This window comes from Marinobacterium mangrovicola, assembly GCF_004339595.1.
GTDB classification, from domain to species: Bacteria; Pseudomonadota; Gammaproteobacteria; order Pseudomonadales; family Balneatricaceae; genus Marinobacterium_D; species Marinobacterium_D mangrovicola.
In genome coordinates, this window is record NZ_SMFU01000008.1 from 378,584 (window position 1) to 394,497 (window position 15,914).

The window sequence follows — 15,914 nt, forward strand, 5'->3', positions numbered from 1 at the left end:
CCTTTTGATCGCCTGCAGGTGATTTACTTCCAGGAGCGATTTCAGGCTGTGCGTGCCAGGTAACGCCAGCGGAAGTAATCGATCATCACGAAGCCGATCAGACTGATCCCGAGCAGCGGCATAAATGCCGACAGCAGGGCGACCACCATCAGCAGCCGGGCGCGGGTGGGCCAGGAGAGCTGCAGCCAGGAATCGATCATCAGCGTTTTACGCTGGCTGCGGTGACGCCACCAGAGGCGATAACCGTAGATGATCAGCACGATCAAGGCGCAGCCAAAGGCCGCCAGTAGCAGACGGTTAGGCAGGCCGAACAGCACTCCCATATGCGCATCGATACCCCAGCGGATCAGCTTGGCTACCATCGGGTAATCGGCAAACCGCGCCGCGTCGATCACGCTGAGAGTGCTGGGATCGATCGATACCGCATCCACCTGCGTCGGCCAGGCGCGATCGATCTCCTTCACCGACCAGCTCTGGTTCGCATTCATCGCCGGATTGATCTCCAGCTTGTTCGCCTCGATGCCGTTTTCACGGGCCACTTGCAGCGCCGTGTCGAACATATCCACAGAAGCCTGATTATCGTTTACCGGTTCGGCCAGGGTGCGGTTCACCGACGGGGTCACCCAGTTGAGCTGTTGGCGCACCATGTTGATCCGCTCTCCGGCCCAGTTGGACCAGGTAAGGCCCGTAGCGGAGAAGAACAGCATGCCGAGGGCGATCCACAGACCGATCAGGTTATGTTTGTGGCGCACCGGCTCCACCTTGCGGGCGCGGCGGTAACGTACAAACCAGAGGATACAGCCGCTGAGCGCGCCGACCCACATCCAGGAAGCGGCCACTTCGCTGTAGATTCTGCCGTAATGACCCAGCAGCAGGTGGCGGTGGAAAAAGTCGATGGCGATACGAAACGGCAGAATACCGCTGGTGCCGTACACATCAAGGTCGCCTTTTACCTCCAGATTGGCGGGGTCTATAAAAATACCCTGGTTAGAGTCCTTGGCCGGATCCTTGAAAATAACCCGGGTGGTTTCGCCCGGTGTAGGTGCAGGACGCACCGCCATCGGCAGCTCGTCGCTGTGGATAAACTGCAGGGCGGCGCGGATCTGCTCCGCCAGTGGTTTGGTGGGCCCGGTATTGCTGGTGGTGAGCTGCTCGCTGTAGAGCGCATCCTCTATCTCTGGCGTCAGCACGTAAATCACGCCGGTGAGTGCGGCGATCAGAATTAATGGCCCGATAAACAGACCGATATAAAGGTGAAGCCGGGTGAGCAGATCCAGCAGTGTGCGCTGGGAAGAGACAGGCGTAGCGCGGCCGCCAGCCTGGCCGGAATCCTTGCGGGACATTTTAAATCTCAGAAAAACAATGAATTAACAGTGATTGAGCGTCGGAGAGTTAAGTGGTGGCGCGCGCTTGAGTGCATGCCAGAAGCGGATATAGCTCGCGTATCCGCCACAGAGCGCCGTGATCAGCAGTGCGGTGGGGATAATCGCTGAACGCCCTAGCGCAGGGGCTGCGATATCAAGAAACGGGAAATGCTGGATCAGCGAGCAGTAGCCGCAGGCCTGGCTCCAGTCGCTATGCCGATGCTGGCCAGCCCCGTGCGACCCATGTGAGTTAACCGAGTGATGCAGGGCAGGATCGGATGCCATCGGTGGCATCACAGACCCCGCGTGATGCGATACCGGTGCTACCAGTTCCCGGCTTAGCTGGCTGTAAAGCGGCGCGACAAGCAGCAGCACCAGCGCAAATAGCGCAAGCCAGGCAGAAGAGCGAAGTAGATGACGGCGGCGGAGAAACATTAACTCAACAGGAGATCAACAGCAGAATGCAGCAGGAGCAAGACTACGCCAATAGAGGGCTGAGTTCATCTATTCAGGGAAAAGTCTTAGTTTGGATGCAGTTTTTCGGTTTGATCAGATCGCCTGTAGAGCCGAGGGCTGGCCAGGTCCAGCCCTTATCGGCAGAGGGAGTCGATCAGGGATATTAAGCGAGATTACCCGACAGCTTTAACATCCTGGCCAGACTCTCGGCGGCGAACCTGAGGTTATCCGGCCCCTGTTTCAGTGCTTCATCCAGGCTGCAGACGCCGGGTACGATACTGAACACCGCTGTAATCCCCTCATCGTAGACCGCATCGATATCCCTGCCCACGGAGCCGGCCAAGGCGACAACGGGAACACCGTATTTTCTGGCGCGCCGCGCCACGCCGATCGGCGTTTTGCCTCTCAGTGACTGGCCGTCGATCCGCCCCTCGCCGGTAATCACCAACTGAGCGTCACCCAGGTGGTGCTCGATATTCACGGCATCCAGTACGATATCGACGCCGCTTTTCAGGCTGGCGTTGAAACAGGCGAGAAATGCCGCGCCGAGACCGCCAGCTGCGCCGGCGCCCGGGGCGTTGATGACCTGTTTATCCAGCGTGCGTTCGACAAGCTGGCCGAAGTGGCCAAGGTTGGCATCCAGGGCCAGTACCATCTCGGGATCGGCGCCTTTCTGCGGTCCGAAAATAGCCGAGGCACCGTTTTCCCCGATAAGCGGGTTATCCACATCGCAGGCGATCTCGAAGCTGACCTGCTGCAGGCGCGGATCGAAGTCGCTCAGGTCTATCTGTGCTAACTCTGATAGCGCACCGCCGCCGGGTTGCAGCTCCTGTCCCTGTTGGTCGAGCAGCCTGGCGCCGAGAGCCTGGAGCATACCGGCGCCCGCATCGTTGGTGGCGCTGCCGCCCAGGCCAATAATAAAGCGTTTGGCACCCTGGTCGAGCGCGGCCAGGATCAGCTCGCCGGTGCCCCGGGTTGTGGTCAGCCAGGGGTTGCGGGATTCCGGCGTCAGAAGATCCAGCCCCGATGCAGCGGCGGCATCGATAACAGCGGTTTCGCCATCGCCGAGCAGTGCCCAGCGTGCCTCCATCAGTCGGCCCAAGGGATCGCTGACTTCGGCTGAAAACCACTGGCCGTCGGTGGCGTTCACCAGTGCTTCGCTTGTGCCTTCGCCGCCATCGGCGACCGGCAACGGGATCAGTTCCGCGTGGCTGAGCAGCGGGGCTATACCTTCGGCAATCAGTGCAGCAGCCTCAGAGGCGCTCAGGCTTTCCTTGAACGAGTCGGGTGCGATAACTATTTTCATCTCTCTGCTCTTTACAGTTCTATTTATTGGTCTGCCTCTCCTTCTGCTTGCTATGGATCCAGGGGCACTATTGCCCTCAAGCGTGCTTGAGAAGAAAAGGGGGAGCCTGTCCTGAATGCTTTGCATCCAGGAGGAGCGAGCTTATATCGACTTTAGTCTTATTGTTTGCGTTATATAGATCGTGCGGAGATGTCTGGTTTATCTTTTATTAAGTGATCTGAATTATGCCTGAGAGGGCTGTTTGTATCTCAGATAATCCAGCACCATTGTTACTGCATGCGCTTCTCTTTCCTGAATATTGGGCAGGCTCAAAAGATCTACATCAAAAATAAAGGAAAGTGTCTGTGCGTTGGCGAGGTAAAAGTAGCCGAGTGCAGCTATAGAAATATAAAGCTGGATAGGATCTACGTCGTTTCTAAATATCTTTTCTGCAGCACCGCGCTGAATAATTTCCCGAATCTGGGATACCAGCGGCGAGTGCTGATCCTTGATCTCCGGCAGAGTTTTGAGAAAACGCGCGTTATGCAGGTTTTCGGTGGTCAGCAGCTTGAGGAACCAGGGGTTCTGATAGAAGTGACGGAAGGTAAAGCGCACCAGCCTGTCCATCGCCTCTACCGGCGGGTATTGCTCGAGGCTGAGCTCCCGTTCCCCCTGGCGTATCGTCCGGTAGGCATCGGCCAGTACGGCACGATACAGGTCCTCTTTGTTGCCGAAGTAATGGTAGATAAGCCGTTTGTTCGCTTCAGCGTTTTTGGCAATGCTATCCACCCGCGCTCCATCAAACCCTCGCTCGCAGAATTCTTCATGCGCTGCGTTAAGAATCTGTTGTTTAGTGGCTTCTGGGTTACGTTTACGGACCATTAGGTGGACACCATTTCAAAGTTGGCTGGGTTTATCGGCAGTTTTAACCGGCGCTCGAGATAAACCGATGGATGCGAAAAGAGAAGCGACCATTTTTCTGAATAGCGGGATACTTAAAAGTATAGCTAAAAAAGTGACCGCGCATAGTACCATACTTATAGGTCGAGTAAAGAAAGGCGCAGGGTCACCGCCACTCAGCATCAGGCCTCGACGCAGGTTTGTATCAAGCAAAGTACCCAGAATAATACCCAGGACGATCGGCGCCATAGGGAATTTCAGCTCACGCAGAATAAAGCCGGCGATCCCGAAGAATATCATCACGTAGACATCAAACATGCGCTGGGTAATTGCAAAGGGGCCCACCACACAGAGTATGTAAACGATCGGCATCAGCTTTTCTCTGGGGATGGACAGTACCTTTATCAGCAGCTTGCTCATGGAAAGGCCGTAGGCGGTGATGGCGAGGGTGGTAAACAGCAGCATCGCGATAACCTGGTAGAGAAAGCTCGGGTTCTGGATCATCAGCGTTGGGCCGGGCTGGATGTCATGGATAAACATTGCCGCGATCAGTACCGCCGCTGAGGTGGAACCGGGGATCGCCAGGGTCAATACCGGGATCATGGCGCCTGGAATAACGGCGCTGTTGCCGGTTTCCGCCGCGGTGAGGCCTTCATAGGAGCCGTCACCGAACTTCTCTTTCTCCTTGCTGGCGCGGCGTGCGGCAGCGTAGGACGCCCAGCTGCCGATATCTTCACCGACGCCGGGGATGATGCCCACCAGGGTGCCGATGATGCCGGAGCGGAAGATGGTGCGGCGGTAACGCCAGACATCAACGAAGCGCGGGATGACCCGGTCTTTCGAGGTGATCACCTGGGAGTCTTTGCGATTACGCATCACTGTCAGTATTTCGGCAAAACCGAAGGCGCCGACCATGGCGGGAATAATACCTACGCCACCGGACAGTTCCGGCATATCGAAGGTAAAGCGCTGATAAGCCTGCAGGCTTTCCATGCCGATCATGGCCACCAGAAGACCGAGTATCCCGGAGATATAACCTTTCAGGGCGTCGGTAGGCGAGGTTAGCTTGCCACAGATCACCACACCAAAGGCTGCGAGCCAGAAAAACTCGTAGGAGCCGAAGTCGAAGGCAAGCTCGGACAGCATCGGTGCCAGCAGTGCCAGGCAGAAGATGCCTACCACGGTGCCGATCGCCGAGCTGGTAGTCGCAAGGCCCATGGCGTAACCCGCCAGGCCCTTTTTGGCCAGCGGATGACCGTCGAGACTGGTGGCGGCGCTGGCCGGCGTGCCCGGAATATTGAGCAGAATCGCGCTGCGGCTACCGCCATAAATGGCGCCGACGTACATGCAGATCAGCGAAAGAATCGCCTGATCCCCGGGCATGTTATAGGTGAGGGTGACCAGCAGTGCGACCCCCATGGTGGCGGTGAGGCCCGGCAGCATGCCGATAATGATCCCCAGCAGTGTTGCCCAGGCAATGGTGAACAGGTTGGACAGGGTCATTAAATGACCTATGCCGTCACCCAGCATTGCCAATCCTTCAGAAAACAGCATAACCAGCTCTCCTCTCTAATTTCTCAGGGCAGGCGAACGAGAAAACCATCCTGGAATATCCAGGTGATCGCGATGCCTACCAACACCCCCTCGACGGCGGCGAGTGTCACGCAGCGTGCCAGGCCATGCTGTTTGTCGGAGATGAAGTACTCGAAGATGAAAATGACGGCAAAGGTAAACAGAGCCGTGGCTATCCAGAACGGAAGCCGGCCGACCATACCCAGGGTGTAGAACAGGGCCAGGGCCAGCATGGTCAATAAGCGACGCATTTCGTTGCTACGAAACAGGGCCGGGATCTCCAGGCTTCTGAAGTGCGCCGCCAGGTCGCCGGACCGGATCGAGCGCAGACTGAGGAGAAAGCCGCAAAGCGCGAGGCACGCGCCCAGTATCATCGGAACCAGGCCGGGGATGGCGTATCCGGGTACACCCCTGGTTTCCAGTCTTGGCATATTCCACGCGCTATAGAAGACGATAAGCCCCAGAGCGAGGAAAACCGCGCCGATAAAGAGATCGGACACTATAAGTCTGCTGTTGTTTTTCATGATCTGCTTGCCTTGAACATGACAGGCCGCTCAGCGGACGAACCCACTGAGCAGCCGGAATGTCAGTGGGATACTTCAGCGTGTTTTTCGCAGTCGATACCGATCTCTTTGGGGTCGATAACGGCTTCGCCACGGGCCACATAGGCACAGGCGTTCTCGATAACGCTCGGCATGGCGCGGCGGCGCGCTTCATTACCGTAGGAGGGATCGAAGATGGCGCCCTGGTGGCGGGCATATTTCTCCAGCTCAGGTGAGTGCATCACCTGCTCTTCCCAGACCTTATCCATGGCGGCAATCACCTCTTGCGGTGCATCCTTGGGGATAAATACGCCGAAGTAGTCCGGTGCGATGGGGAAGTCCGGCAGCCAATTGGTGATCGGCGGGATAGGATCGGTGCCTTCGATCATCAGAGGCTGATCGCTGAGTACTGCCAGGGGCTTGAGGCGGCCACCGCGAATCATCTCCGCCTGGGAGACCGCCAGTTGGGTGGTCACCATCGCTTCGCCGCGGGCTGCGGCAATCACTGCCGGGTTACCGCCGGGATAGGTGATCATGCGGTATTTGAAATCACCCGCATCACTGATTGACGAGATCGCCGTGCCGCCGGAAGAGACGACCCCGGCGGTGGCGACGGTAATATCCTCGCCGCGCTCCTTGAAGGCGGCCAGCAGTTCACCGAAGTCATTGAACTCGCTGGAGGAGGGCACACTGACCACCGGCACGTTGGCCACCGAGAGGTAGATATGCCAGTCATCGATATCCGTACCCTCAATCAATCCATTGACCGAATAGTTGGCGTTATTGGCAATCGCGTTGGCGGTCCACGTGTAACCGTCCTTTTTCGCCAGCAGGGTTTCCCGGGTACCTATAGCGCCCGAGGCGCCCGGCTGGTTGACCACGACGATGTTCTGGCCCAGCCCTTTTTCCAGCAGGGGTGCGGTGATGCGGGTAACCTGGTCGGTTGAGCCGCCAGCACCCCAGGGCACGATAATGTTGATCGGTTTTTCTGGTGTCCATCCTTGAGCAAACGCGCAAGTGCTAACCAGGGTTGTTGCGATAAGACAGCTTTTAAGCGTGGTTTTTATCGGTCGCATCATAATCTCCAGTCTTATTTTTCTTTTAACTTTGATTACTGCTTTTGGGGCTCCAGAGGTTCAGCCTCGCCTGGTAGCGGTTAGCCAATGCCTGGAGTGTCTTTGGAAAAGCTGAAGGAAGGATAAGAACGTGCCGTCGACCCGAGCTGCGTTGAAGCGGTCGCCTGCCTGGCCATGCAAGTCATTGCACGCAGGTGAATTGCGTAGCCTGGTATTGCCCGGGTGGCAGTAGCTGCTCAGCCACCGGTGAGTCTTTGGGGTCAGTGAAAGTTTCATCGTTCTTATACTTATTTGTAACTTTATGGTTACCTGAGGCTAGCAGCGGTAATTTTTCTTGTCAATTGTTCGTTATTTGATCCGAATCCCCAGTCTTTTACCAGCGTTTACTAAACGGAAATCCTCCATTAATCCAAATTAAAAAATAATAAAAACAATAATTTAAAAATAAATCAGATTGCTGTAGTGCTGAAAAATAAACCATAAATAACTATTTGGTTACATATGTGTTGACTTCGAAAAAAGCCACTACTAGGATTTGTAAGTATCTATACGGTTACATATCTTTTGGCCGGATAGGCATAGATCTGAAGGGCACATTGCCACGGGACAGGTTGGCAGGCCGGCTGAACGCTCAGCCCCTTTGGATTGAACAAGTTGATCTGCCCGGCCACGGGCGAAAACAAAAACAAGAGGTAGCACAATGGCTGACGTAAGACTTGGAATCATCATGCACGGTGTCACTGGTCGCATGGGTATGAATCAGCATCTGATCCGCTCGGTGCTGGCGATCCGTGACCAGGGTGGTGTCGTTCTCTCCAATGGCGATCGCGCCGTGCCGGATATCATCATCGTCGGCCGCGATGCCGATAAGATCGAACGCCTGGCGAAGAAGCACGGTGTAGAGCGCTGGACCACCGATCTGGATGCCGCCCTTGCCAATCCGGATGACAAGATCTTCTTCGATGCGGCTTCAACCCAGCTACGTGCGGGCCTGCTGAAAAAGGCGATGGATGCCGGTAAAGCGGTGTACTGTGAAAAGCCGACGGCGGAAAAGCTTGAAGTCGCCCTTGAACTGGCCCGCTATGCCAAAGAGAAAGGCGTTTGTAACGGCGTCGTACATGACAAGCTGTCCCTGCCGGGTCTGATGAAGTTGAAGGCACTGCGTGACAACGGTTTCTTCGGTGAAATCCTGTCGGTGCGTGCCGAGTTCGGTTACTGGGTCTTCGAGGGGGACTGGCAGGCGGCGCAGCGTCCTAGCTGGAACTACCGCAAGCAGGATGGTGGCGGCATGATCCTGGATATGCTCTGCCACTGGCGCTACGTGCTCGATAACGTCATTGCACCGGTTAAGGCGGTAAGCTGCCTGGGCGCGACTCATATTCCCAAGCGTTGGGATGAGAAGGGCCAGCCCTATGAAGCCACAGCCGATGATGCAGCGTACGCAACCTTCGAACTGGAAGGCGGCATCATCGCCCAGATCAACAGCTCCTGGTGCACCCGTGTCCGTCGCGATGACCTGGTGACCTTTCATGTAGACGGCACTCTCGGTTCCGCCGTAGCCGGCCTGCATACCTGCCGTACCCAGAGCCGGGTCAACACCCCGAAACCGGTCTGGAACCCGGATGAGCCGCAGACCATGGACTTCATGAACGACTGGGTCGAAGTGCCGGACAACATGCACTACGACAACGGCTTCAAGGTGCAGTGGGAAGACTACATCCGCCACGTGCTCGAAGGCGGCCCCTGGGAGTACGACCTGCTGGCCGGTGCCCGCGGTGTTCAGCTGGCCGAGCTGGGTCTGAAAAGCTGGGAAGAGCGTCGCTGGCTCGACGTGCCGGTACTCGAGGTTTAATTCGGCACTGCAGTCGGAAGCAGGTGGGGTGAGCATACGCCTCGCACCCCCCGATGAACGCCTTCACCTGCTGCTCCTTCCCCCGGCTGCATTCATGCCGCTTTTTCTCACCCAAACCGGGCTCCCTTATTACCGGGATCGGTATCGGGAGCCGGTGCATCAGCACCGCGACCCAGCGTTTGTCTGCGTCAGGGGATGCCCGGTTTCTGCAAATAAAAACAGAGTGATCCTTATGTCTGAATTGATTCTGCCCGTCGCTGCCGGCGGCACCGAGCGCTACCGGTTAAGCGCACAGCGTGAGTTTGCCCAGCAGATCGACGCTCCCTTGCCCCGCATCGCATACTCTGCAGCCCATGTCGTTGCCGACCCGCTGCGTGACTGTTCTCCCTGGCTGGAAGCGGCCGTGGACTGGGATGCCACCATCGCTTACCGCCAGTACCTCTGGAAACTGGGCCTGGGCGTCGCCGAGGCGATGGATACCGCGCAGCGCGGCATGGGGCTCGATTGGGAAGGTGCCAAGGAGCTGATCCGTCGCTCTCTGGATGCCGCCAGCGATTTCCCCGGCGCTCTGGTCGCCTGCGGCTGCGGTACCGATCATCTGCAGCCCGGGCCTGATGTCAGCGTTGATGACGTGATCCGCGCTTATGAAACCCAGATGGAATATATCGAAGGCCTGGGTGGCAAACTGATCATTATGGCCAGCCGTGCACTGGCGGCCTGCGCCCGCTCACCGGAAGACTATGCCAGGGTGTATGGCCGCATTCTGTCCCAGGCGAAAGAGCCGGTGGTGCTGCACTGGCTAGGCGAAATGTTCGACCCGGCGCTGAACGGTTACTGGGGCAAGGATGATCATGAAGCGGCGATGGATGTCTGCCTGGGGATCATCGAAGAGCACGCCGACAAGGTGGATGGCATCAAGATCTCTCTGCTGGACAAGGATAAAGAGATTGCGATGCGTCGCCGCCTGCCCGAGGGCGTGCTGATGTACACCGGTGACGACTTCAACTACGCCGAGCTGATCGAAGGCGATGAGCAGGGCCACTCCCACGCGCTGCTGGGAATCTTCGATGCCATCGCACCAGCGGCCAGCTCTGCGCTGCAGGCGCTGGGTAAAGGCGACCTGGCGACTTACCACGATATCCTGACGCCCACCGTGCCGCTGTCGCGCCATATCTTCCAGGCGCCGACCCGCTTCTATAAGACCGGCGTGGTGTTCATGGCCTACCTGAACGGTCACCAGAACCATTTCAGCATGATCGGCGGGCAGCAGAGCACCCGGTCCGTGCAGCACCTGAGTGAACTCTTCCGTCTGGCCGATCAGGCCGGCCTGCTGACCAACCCGGATCTGGCCGTGGCGCGCATGCGCAACGTGCTGGCGACCTACGGTGTGGAGGGATAAACGATGCGCGACTTCTCCAATGATATGGAAAACCTCTCACTCAATACCGCGACCGTGCGTCAGCGCTGGAACCTTGAGCAGATTATCGATGGCTGCGCCCGTCACGGGATTGTCGATATCAGCCCCTGGCGCGATCAGGTAGCCGATTGCGGCCTGGAAAAGTCCGCCAAACTGATTCGCGATGCGGGACTGACCGTGTCTGCGCTCTGTCGTGGCGGTATGTTCCCGGCGGCGGATGCCCGCGGTCGTCAGGCGGCGATCGATGATAACTGCCGCGCCATCGATGAAGCGGTGGCGCTGGGCTCTCGCAGCCTGGTGCTGGTAGTCGGCGGTTTGCCGGAGGGCTCCCGTGACCTGGAAGGCGCCCGCGAGCAGGTGCTCGACGGCATGCATTCGATCCAGGAGTACGCGCTGAGCTGCAATATGCCGCTGGCGATCGAACCCTTGCACCCGATGTACGCCGCGGACCGCGCCTGTGTGAACACCCTCAAGCAGGCGCTCGACATGTGCGATCGCCTGGGTGAGGGGGTCGGTGTTGCTGTGGATGTTTACCACGTCTGGTGGGATCCGGAGCTACGCGAGCAGATCATGCGTGCCGGCCGCAGCGGCAAGCTGTTTGGCTATCACGTCTGTGACTGGATGGTACCGACCCAGGATCTGCTGCTGGATCGCGGCATGATGGGTGACGGCGTTATCGATCTGAAGAAGATCCGTGGCTGGGTCGAAGAGGCGGGCTTTAACGGCAAGTGCGAGGTCGAGATCTTTTCTGCCGAGAACTGGTGGAAAAAGGATCCTGACGAAGTACTTAAAACCTGCATCGAGCGCCATCAGAGCGTTGTCTGATCGATGCCTGCTGGGTGGGGGCCCGAGCTATTTTTGATATAGCTGTTTTGATATCGCTGTTTTGATAGTGATGTTTGAGAGACCTCCGCCCAGCGCTTTGATTGTTATCCCTTTTCTTCCCTTTATTTGCAGCTGATAGCTGGCCGTGGCGGTCCTTTTGCCGGTCTGTATCCAGTCTACATGTCCAGCGTCAAAGCCTGGAGGCGAAGCCTGCGGCCGGGTCGCCCTGCATAACCAACACAATAATAAACAGTAGAGATGTACCCATGGATAACCTTGCCGAGCCTCTACGTAAGAACATCAACCTTCTTGGTCAGTTTCTGGGTGAAGCGATCAGAAACGATCAGGGGGAAGCGGTTTTTCAGAAAATTGAGAGTATCCGGGAGAGTTCCAAGAACTCCGGTGACAGCCAGTGGGGAAGGCCGCTTCTCAATCTGATCGAACATATAGACGATGAACAACTGGTGCCGGTGGCGCGGGCGTTCAGCCAGTTTCTCAGCCTCTCCAACCTGGCTGAAGAGGTCGACCGGGTGCGCTGTTACCGCAATCCGGAGACCGATGAGCCTGACCCCTATGCGCTGAACCGGGTGTTCGACGCCATACTGCAGCAGGATATCTCAGCCTCCAAGCTGGTAGAGAAAGCGGCGGACCTGAAGATCGAGCTGGTGCTGACCGCACATCCCACCGAGGTCAACCGACGCACCTTTATCCAGAAGTACGACAGCATGGCGCGCTGCCTCGAATCCATGGAAGGACTGCATCCGTCGAGCCCTACCGCCATTAACCAGAAAGAGCGCCTGCGCCAGCTGGTCAGCGAAGCCTGGCACACGCCGGAAATCCGCAGCAACAGGCCCACGCCGGTGGATGAGGCGAAGTGGGGCTTTGCGGTGATCGAAAACTCCCTCTGGGAGGCGGTGCCCCGCTTTCTACGCAACTTCGACCGCGAACTGGAGCGGGTATCGGATCAGCGCCTGCCGATCGATGCATCGCCGATCAGCTTTGCCTCCTGGATGGGCGGCGATCGTGACGGCAATCCCAATGTCACCGCGGCGGTTACCGCTGAAGTACTCTGGCTGTCGCGCTGGATGGCGGCGGATCTGTTCCTCAAGGATATCGGCCAGCTGTTGCAGCAGCTCTCCATGACTCGCGCCAGTGATGAACTCTGGGCCGAGGTCGGCGAGTGCGATGAGCCTTACCGCAAGCTGCTGCGTGGTGTGCGCACCCGGCTGGAGAACACCCGCAGCTGGACCGAAGAGTGCCTGAAGCTGGGCTGGCGCGAGCCGGTGGATGTTTACCGGCTCAATGCCGAGCTGCGTGAGCCGCTGCTGCTCTGCGACCGTTCGCTGCGCGCCTGCGGTATGGCGGATCTGGCGGACAGTCTGCTGCGCGACACCCTGCGTCGTCTTGCCTGTTTCGGGCTGGGCCTGGTGCGTCTCGATATCCGCCAGAGCTCCGAGCGCCACGCCGATGCGCTGGATGAGGTGACCCGTTATTACGGCCTCGGCAGCTACCGCGATTGGAGCGAGGAGGACAAGCAGGCCTTCCTGATGCGGGAGCTGAACAGCAAGCGGCCGCTGTTACCGAAAGAGTGGCAGCCCAGTGCCGAGACGCGGGAGGTGATCGACACCTGTGAGGTGATCGCGCGGCAGAGCCCGGAGGCGCTCGGCAGTTACGTGATCTCCATGGCGTCGGCGCCCTCGGATGTGCTGGCGGTGGCGCTATTGCTGCAGGAGTGCGGCGTCGCCTTCCCCATGCGCATCGTACCGCTGTTCGAAACCCTGGCCGACCTTAATAACGCTGAGCCTTGCATGGCCCAGCTGTTCGATATCGGCTGGTACCGCCATTACACCCAGAACCACCAGGAGGTGATGATCGGCTACTCCGACTCCTCCAAGGATGCTGGCGCGCTGGCAGCGGCCTGGGGCCAGTACCGTGCCCAGGAGGCGTTGACCCGTCTCTGCCGTGATAACGGTTTTACATTGACGCTGTTTCACGGTCGTGGCGGCACCGTCGGTCGCGGCGGCGGCCCCAGTCACCGCGCCATCCTCGCTCAGCCTCCGGGTTCGGTGGATGGCCGCCTGCGCGTAACCGAACAGGGCGAGATGATCCGCTATAAGTTCGGTATGAGCGATATCGCCGTGCGCAGCCTGGAGCTGTATGCCAGCTCGGTGCTGGAGGCGAGTTTGGTGCCCGCGCCGGAGCCGAAACCCGAATGGCGTCGGCTGATGGATGAAATGGCGGAGACGGCGCACGGACTCTATCGCCAGTTTGTCTGGGAAGAGCCAGACTTCGTGTCCTATTTCCGTCAGATCACGCCGGAGAAAGAGTTGGCCAAGCTGCCACTGGGCAGTCGGCCCTCCAAACGCAAGGTGGATGGCGGCGTCGAAAGCCTCAGGGCGATCCCCTGGATCTTCGCCTGGACTCAGATCCGGTTAAATCTGCCTGCCTGGCTGGGTAGTGATAAAGCGATAGATGAGGCGATGAGTTCGGGTCATCAGCGGGATTTAGAGCAGATGTTAAGCGATTGGCCCTTCTTTAAGTCGTATGTAGACATGTTGGAGATGGTTTTGGCTAAAGCGGACCCTGGAATTGCTCATTATTATCAGCAGCGACTGGTTGATCCGCAATTCAGTGATCTGGGTGAGCGCCTTATAGAACGGCTGCGACAGTGCCAGAACCTGATTAAGCGGTTAAGAAAATGTGAGGTTTTACTACAGGATAAGCGAGCAGTTCGTGAGTCGTTTGACGTCCGAAAAACCTACATCGACCCGCTCCATTATCTGCAGGCAGAGCTGCTGTTGAGAGACAGAAATAAACCCGGCGAGGCTGTCGATTTTGCGTTGATGGTGACCATGACGGGTATAGCAACAGGTATGAGAAATACGGGTTGAAAGTTCAATTTATGAAAGGGGAGCCAGGCATCAGGCTATAACGTTTCGGTAACGTCACTGACCTGCTCACAGCTTCCTTTAACTGGATCCTTAACTTAATCCTTTAACGACATCGTTTTGTTTATCGATGATATCCCCCGTTTAGATAAACAGGAGAGCTAGAATAATGAAAATAGGCATCCCCAGAGAGGTGGAAGAGGGCGAACGCCGCGTAGCGTTAACGCCTGAAGTCGCCACTCAGCTGCACAAGCTGGGTTTTTCTCTTGCCATTGAGACCCAGGCCGGTGCTGCAGCCAACTTCGATGACGAACAGTATCGTGCTGTCGGTGTCGAGATTGTCGAAGACCCTCGCGAGCTGTGGAAAACCTCAGACATCATCATGAAGGTGCGCCCGCCCAAGGAGCATCCGGAGCTTGGCTTTTACGGCGTTGAGCTGCTGGGCAAGGGGCAGACCCTGATCAGCTTCATGTACCCGGCCATGAACCAGGAGTTGCTGCAGGATCTCTCGAATCACGGCGTGACCGCGCTGGCGGTGGACTCCGTGCCGCGTATCTCCCGCGCCCAGAAGATGGACGCGCTGAGCTCCATGGCCAACATCGCCGGTTACCGTGCGGTGGTGGAAGCGGCGCAGCACTTCGGTCGCTTCTTTACCGGGCAGATTACTGCCGCAGGTAAAGTACCGCCGGCCAAGGTGCTGGTGATCGGTGCCGGTGTGGCCGGTCTTGCGGCGATTGGTGCCGCGAAAAGCATGGGCGCCATCGTGCGTGCCTTCGATACCCGTCCTGAGGTTAAAGAGCAGGTCGAGAGTATGGATGCCGAATTCCTCATGCTCGATTTCGACGATGAGGATGGCTCAGGAGACGGTGGTTACGCCAAAACCATGAGCCCCGAGTTTATCAAGGCGGAGATGGATCTGTTCGCGGCCCAGGCGGCTGAGGTCGATATCATCATCACCACCGCGCTGATTCCGGGTAAGCCGGCGCCGGAGCTGATTACCGAGCGCATGGTAGCCAACATGAAACCGGGCAGCGTAATTGTTGACCTGGCGGCGGAAGCGGGTGGTAACTGCAAGCTGACCGAAGCCAACAAGGTCGTGGTTAAGCACGGCGTGACCCTGATCGGTTACACCAACCTGCCGAGCCGTCTGGCGGCCCAGGCGAGCCAGCTTTACGCCACCAACCTGCGTCACCTGCTGACCGATCTCTGCCCGGAGAAGAACGGCGAGATCGTCGTTAACATGGAAGACGAAGTGATCCGTGGCGCCACCGTGGTGAAAGAGGGCGAGGTCACCTGGCCGCCACCCGCACCGCGCATTTCGCTGGCGCCTAAGGAAGATGTCGGCATCAAGTCCAAGGCGGAGCTGGAAAAGGCGGAGCCGAAAAAAGCGCATCCGCTGGCGTTCCTGGTGCCGCTGGCACTGTCAGGCCTTGCCCTGTTTGGTCTTGGCTCTGTGGCGCCGCCTGAGTTCCTCGGGCACCTGACCGTGTTCGTGCTCTCCTGCTTTATCGGTTACATGGTGATCTGGGGTGTGTCTCACTCCCTGCATACGCCGCTGATGAGTGTGACCAACGCCATCAGTAGCATCATCGTTATCGGCGCTCTGATACAGATATCCAGCGACAGTCCGCTGGTGGTGATTCTGGCGACGCTGGCGGTGTTTATCACCAGTATCAACATCGTCGGCGGCTTTGCCGTCACCCAGCGCATGCTGCGGATGTTCAGGAAATAAGGGGC

The 15,914-nt window shown here is 57.9% G+C and carries 12 protein-coding genes; 5 read left to right on the forward strand and 7 right to left on the reverse strand.

Annotated elements, in window-relative coordinates:
• Positions 1 to 41: 41 nt before the first annotated feature.
• From CLV83_RS10270 to CLV83_RS10300, 7 genes are all read right to left on the reverse strand, one after another.
• Complete coding sequence (locus CLV83_RS10270) at positions 42 to 1,343, reverse strand: PepSY-associated TM helix domain-containing protein (RefSeq protein WP_132291435.1); 1,302 nt, start codon at positions 1,341 to 1,343, stop codon at positions 42 to 44.
• A 24-nt stretch (positions 1,344 to 1,367) separates the two neighbouring features.
• Positions 1,368 to 1,799, reverse strand: coding sequence for a DUF2946 domain-containing protein (locus tag CLV83_RS10275; RefSeq protein WP_132291438.1), 432 nt, complete (start codon positions 1,797 to 1,799; stop codon positions 1,368 to 1,370).
• Positions 1,800 to 1,983: 184 nt separating this feature from the next.
• On the reverse strand, positions 1,984 to 3,126 hold the full coding sequence (locus CLV83_RS10280) for a glycerate kinase (RefSeq protein ID WP_132291441.1): 1,143 nt from the start codon (positions 3,124 to 3,126) through the stop codon (positions 1,984 to 1,986).
• Between the two features lie 222 nt (positions 3,127 to 3,348).
• On the reverse strand, positions 3,349 to 3,987 hold the full coding sequence (locus tag CLV83_RS10285) for a TetR/AcrR family transcriptional regulator (RefSeq protein ID WP_132291444.1): 639 nt from the start codon (positions 3,985 to 3,987) through the stop codon (positions 3,349 to 3,351).
• Between the two features lie 15 nt (positions 3,988 to 4,002).
• Complete coding sequence (locus tag CLV83_RS10290) at positions 4,003 to 5,559, reverse strand: tripartite tricarboxylate transporter permease (RefSeq protein WP_165900277.1); 1,557 nt, start codon at positions 5,557 to 5,559, stop codon at positions 4,003 to 4,005.
• A 23-nt stretch (positions 5,560 to 5,582) separates the two neighbouring features.
• On the reverse strand, positions 5,583 to 6,077 hold the full coding sequence (locus tag CLV83_RS10295) for a tripartite tricarboxylate transporter TctB family protein (RefSeq protein WP_165900278.1): 495 nt from the start codon (positions 6,075 to 6,077) through the stop codon (positions 5,583 to 5,585).
• A gap of 86 nt (positions 6,078 to 6,163) precedes the next feature.
• On the reverse strand, positions 6,164 to 7,195 hold the full coding sequence (locus tag CLV83_RS10300; protein ID WP_132291450.1) for a Bug family tripartite tricarboxylate transporter substrate binding protein: 1,032 nt from the start codon (positions 7,193 to 7,195) through the stop codon (positions 6,164 to 6,166).
• 700 nt (positions 7,196 to 7,895) lie between these two features.
• Here CLV83_RS10300 and CLV83_RS10305 point away from each other — a divergent pair.
• The 5 genes from CLV83_RS10305 (at position 7,896) to CLV83_RS10325 (ending at position 15,909) form a co-directional block, all read left to right on the forward strand.
• Positions 7,896 to 9,047 (forward strand): Gfo/Idh/MocA family protein, encoded by a 1,152-nt coding sequence (locus tag CLV83_RS10305; RefSeq protein ID WP_132291453.1) that lies wholly within the window; start codon positions 7,896 to 7,898, stop codon positions 9,045 to 9,047.
• Between the two features lie 232 nt (positions 9,048 to 9,279).
• Positions 9,280 to 10,446 (forward strand): dihydrodipicolinate synthase family protein, encoded by a 1,167-nt coding sequence (locus CLV83_RS10310; RefSeq protein WP_132291456.1) that lies wholly within the window; start codon positions 9,280 to 9,282, stop codon positions 10,444 to 10,446.
• Between the two features lie 3 nt (positions 10,447 to 10,449).
• Positions 10,450 to 11,289, forward strand: a complete 840-nt coding sequence (locus CLV83_RS10315) for a sugar phosphate isomerase/epimerase family protein (protein ID WP_132291459.1) — start codon at positions 10,450 to 10,452, stop codon at positions 11,287 to 11,289.
• 266 nt (positions 11,290 to 11,555) lie between these two features.
• Positions 11,556 to 14,180 (forward strand): phosphoenolpyruvate carboxylase, encoded by a 2,625-nt coding sequence (gene ppc, locus CLV83_RS10320; protein WP_132291462.1) that lies wholly within the window; start codon positions 11,556 to 11,558, stop codon positions 14,178 to 14,180.
• Positions 14,181 to 14,346: 166 nt separating this feature from the next.
• Positions 14,347 to 15,909 carry a Re/Si-specific NAD(P)(+) transhydrogenase subunit alpha gene (locus CLV83_RS10325; protein ID WP_132291465.1) on the forward strand — a complete coding sequence of 521 codons (1,563 nt, stop codon included), beginning with the start codon at positions 14,347 to 14,349 and terminating at the stop codon, positions 15,907 to 15,909.
• The last annotated feature ends 5 nt before the right edge of the window (positions 15,910 to 15,914 follow it).

Excerpts from the sequence above, each read along its gene's own strand:
- CLV83_RS10325 (WP_132291465.1), top strand. The coding sequence starts at position 14,347 with ATGAAAATAGGCATCCCCAGAGAGGTGGAAGAGGGCGAACGCCGCGTA.
- CLV83_RS10275 (WP_132291438.1), bottom strand. The coding sequence starts at position 1,799 with ATGTTTCTCCGCCGCCGTCATCTACTTCGCTCTTCTGCCTGGCTTGCG.
- CLV83_RS10300 (WP_132291450.1), bottom strand. The coding sequence starts at position 7,195 with ATGCGACCGATAAAAACCACGCTTAAAAGCTGTCTTATCGCAACAACC.
- CLV83_RS10305 (WP_132291453.1), top strand. The coding sequence starts at position 7,896 with ATGGCTGACGTAAGACTTGGAATCATCATGCACGGTGTCACTGGTCGC.
- CLV83_RS10270 (WP_132291435.1), bottom strand. The coding sequence starts at position 1,343 with ATGTCCCGCAAGGATTCCGGCCAGGCTGGCGGCCGCGCTACGCCTGTC.
- CLV83_RS10310 (WP_132291456.1), top strand. The coding sequence starts at position 9,280 with ATGTCTGAATTGATTCTGCCCGTCGCTGCCGGCGGCACCGAGCGCTAC.
- CLV83_RS10315 (WP_132291459.1), top strand. The coding sequence starts at position 10,450 with ATGCGCGACTTCTCCAATGATATGGAAAACCTCTCACTCAATACCGCG.
- CLV83_RS10290 (WP_165900277.1), bottom strand. The coding sequence starts at position 5,559 with ATGCTGTTTTCTGAAGGATTGGCAATGCTGGGTGACGGCATAGGTCAT.
- CLV83_RS10285 (WP_132291444.1), bottom strand. The coding sequence starts at position 3,987 with ATGGTCCGTAAACGTAACCCAGAAGCCACTAAACAACAGATTCTTAAC.
- CLV83_RS10280 (WP_132291441.1), bottom strand. The coding sequence starts at position 3,126 with ATGAAAATAGTTATCGCACCCGACTCGTTCAAGGAAAGCCTGAGCGCC.
- ppc (WP_132291462.1), top strand. The coding sequence starts at position 11,556 with ATGGATAACCTTGCCGAGCCTCTACGTAAGAACATCAACCTTCTTGGT.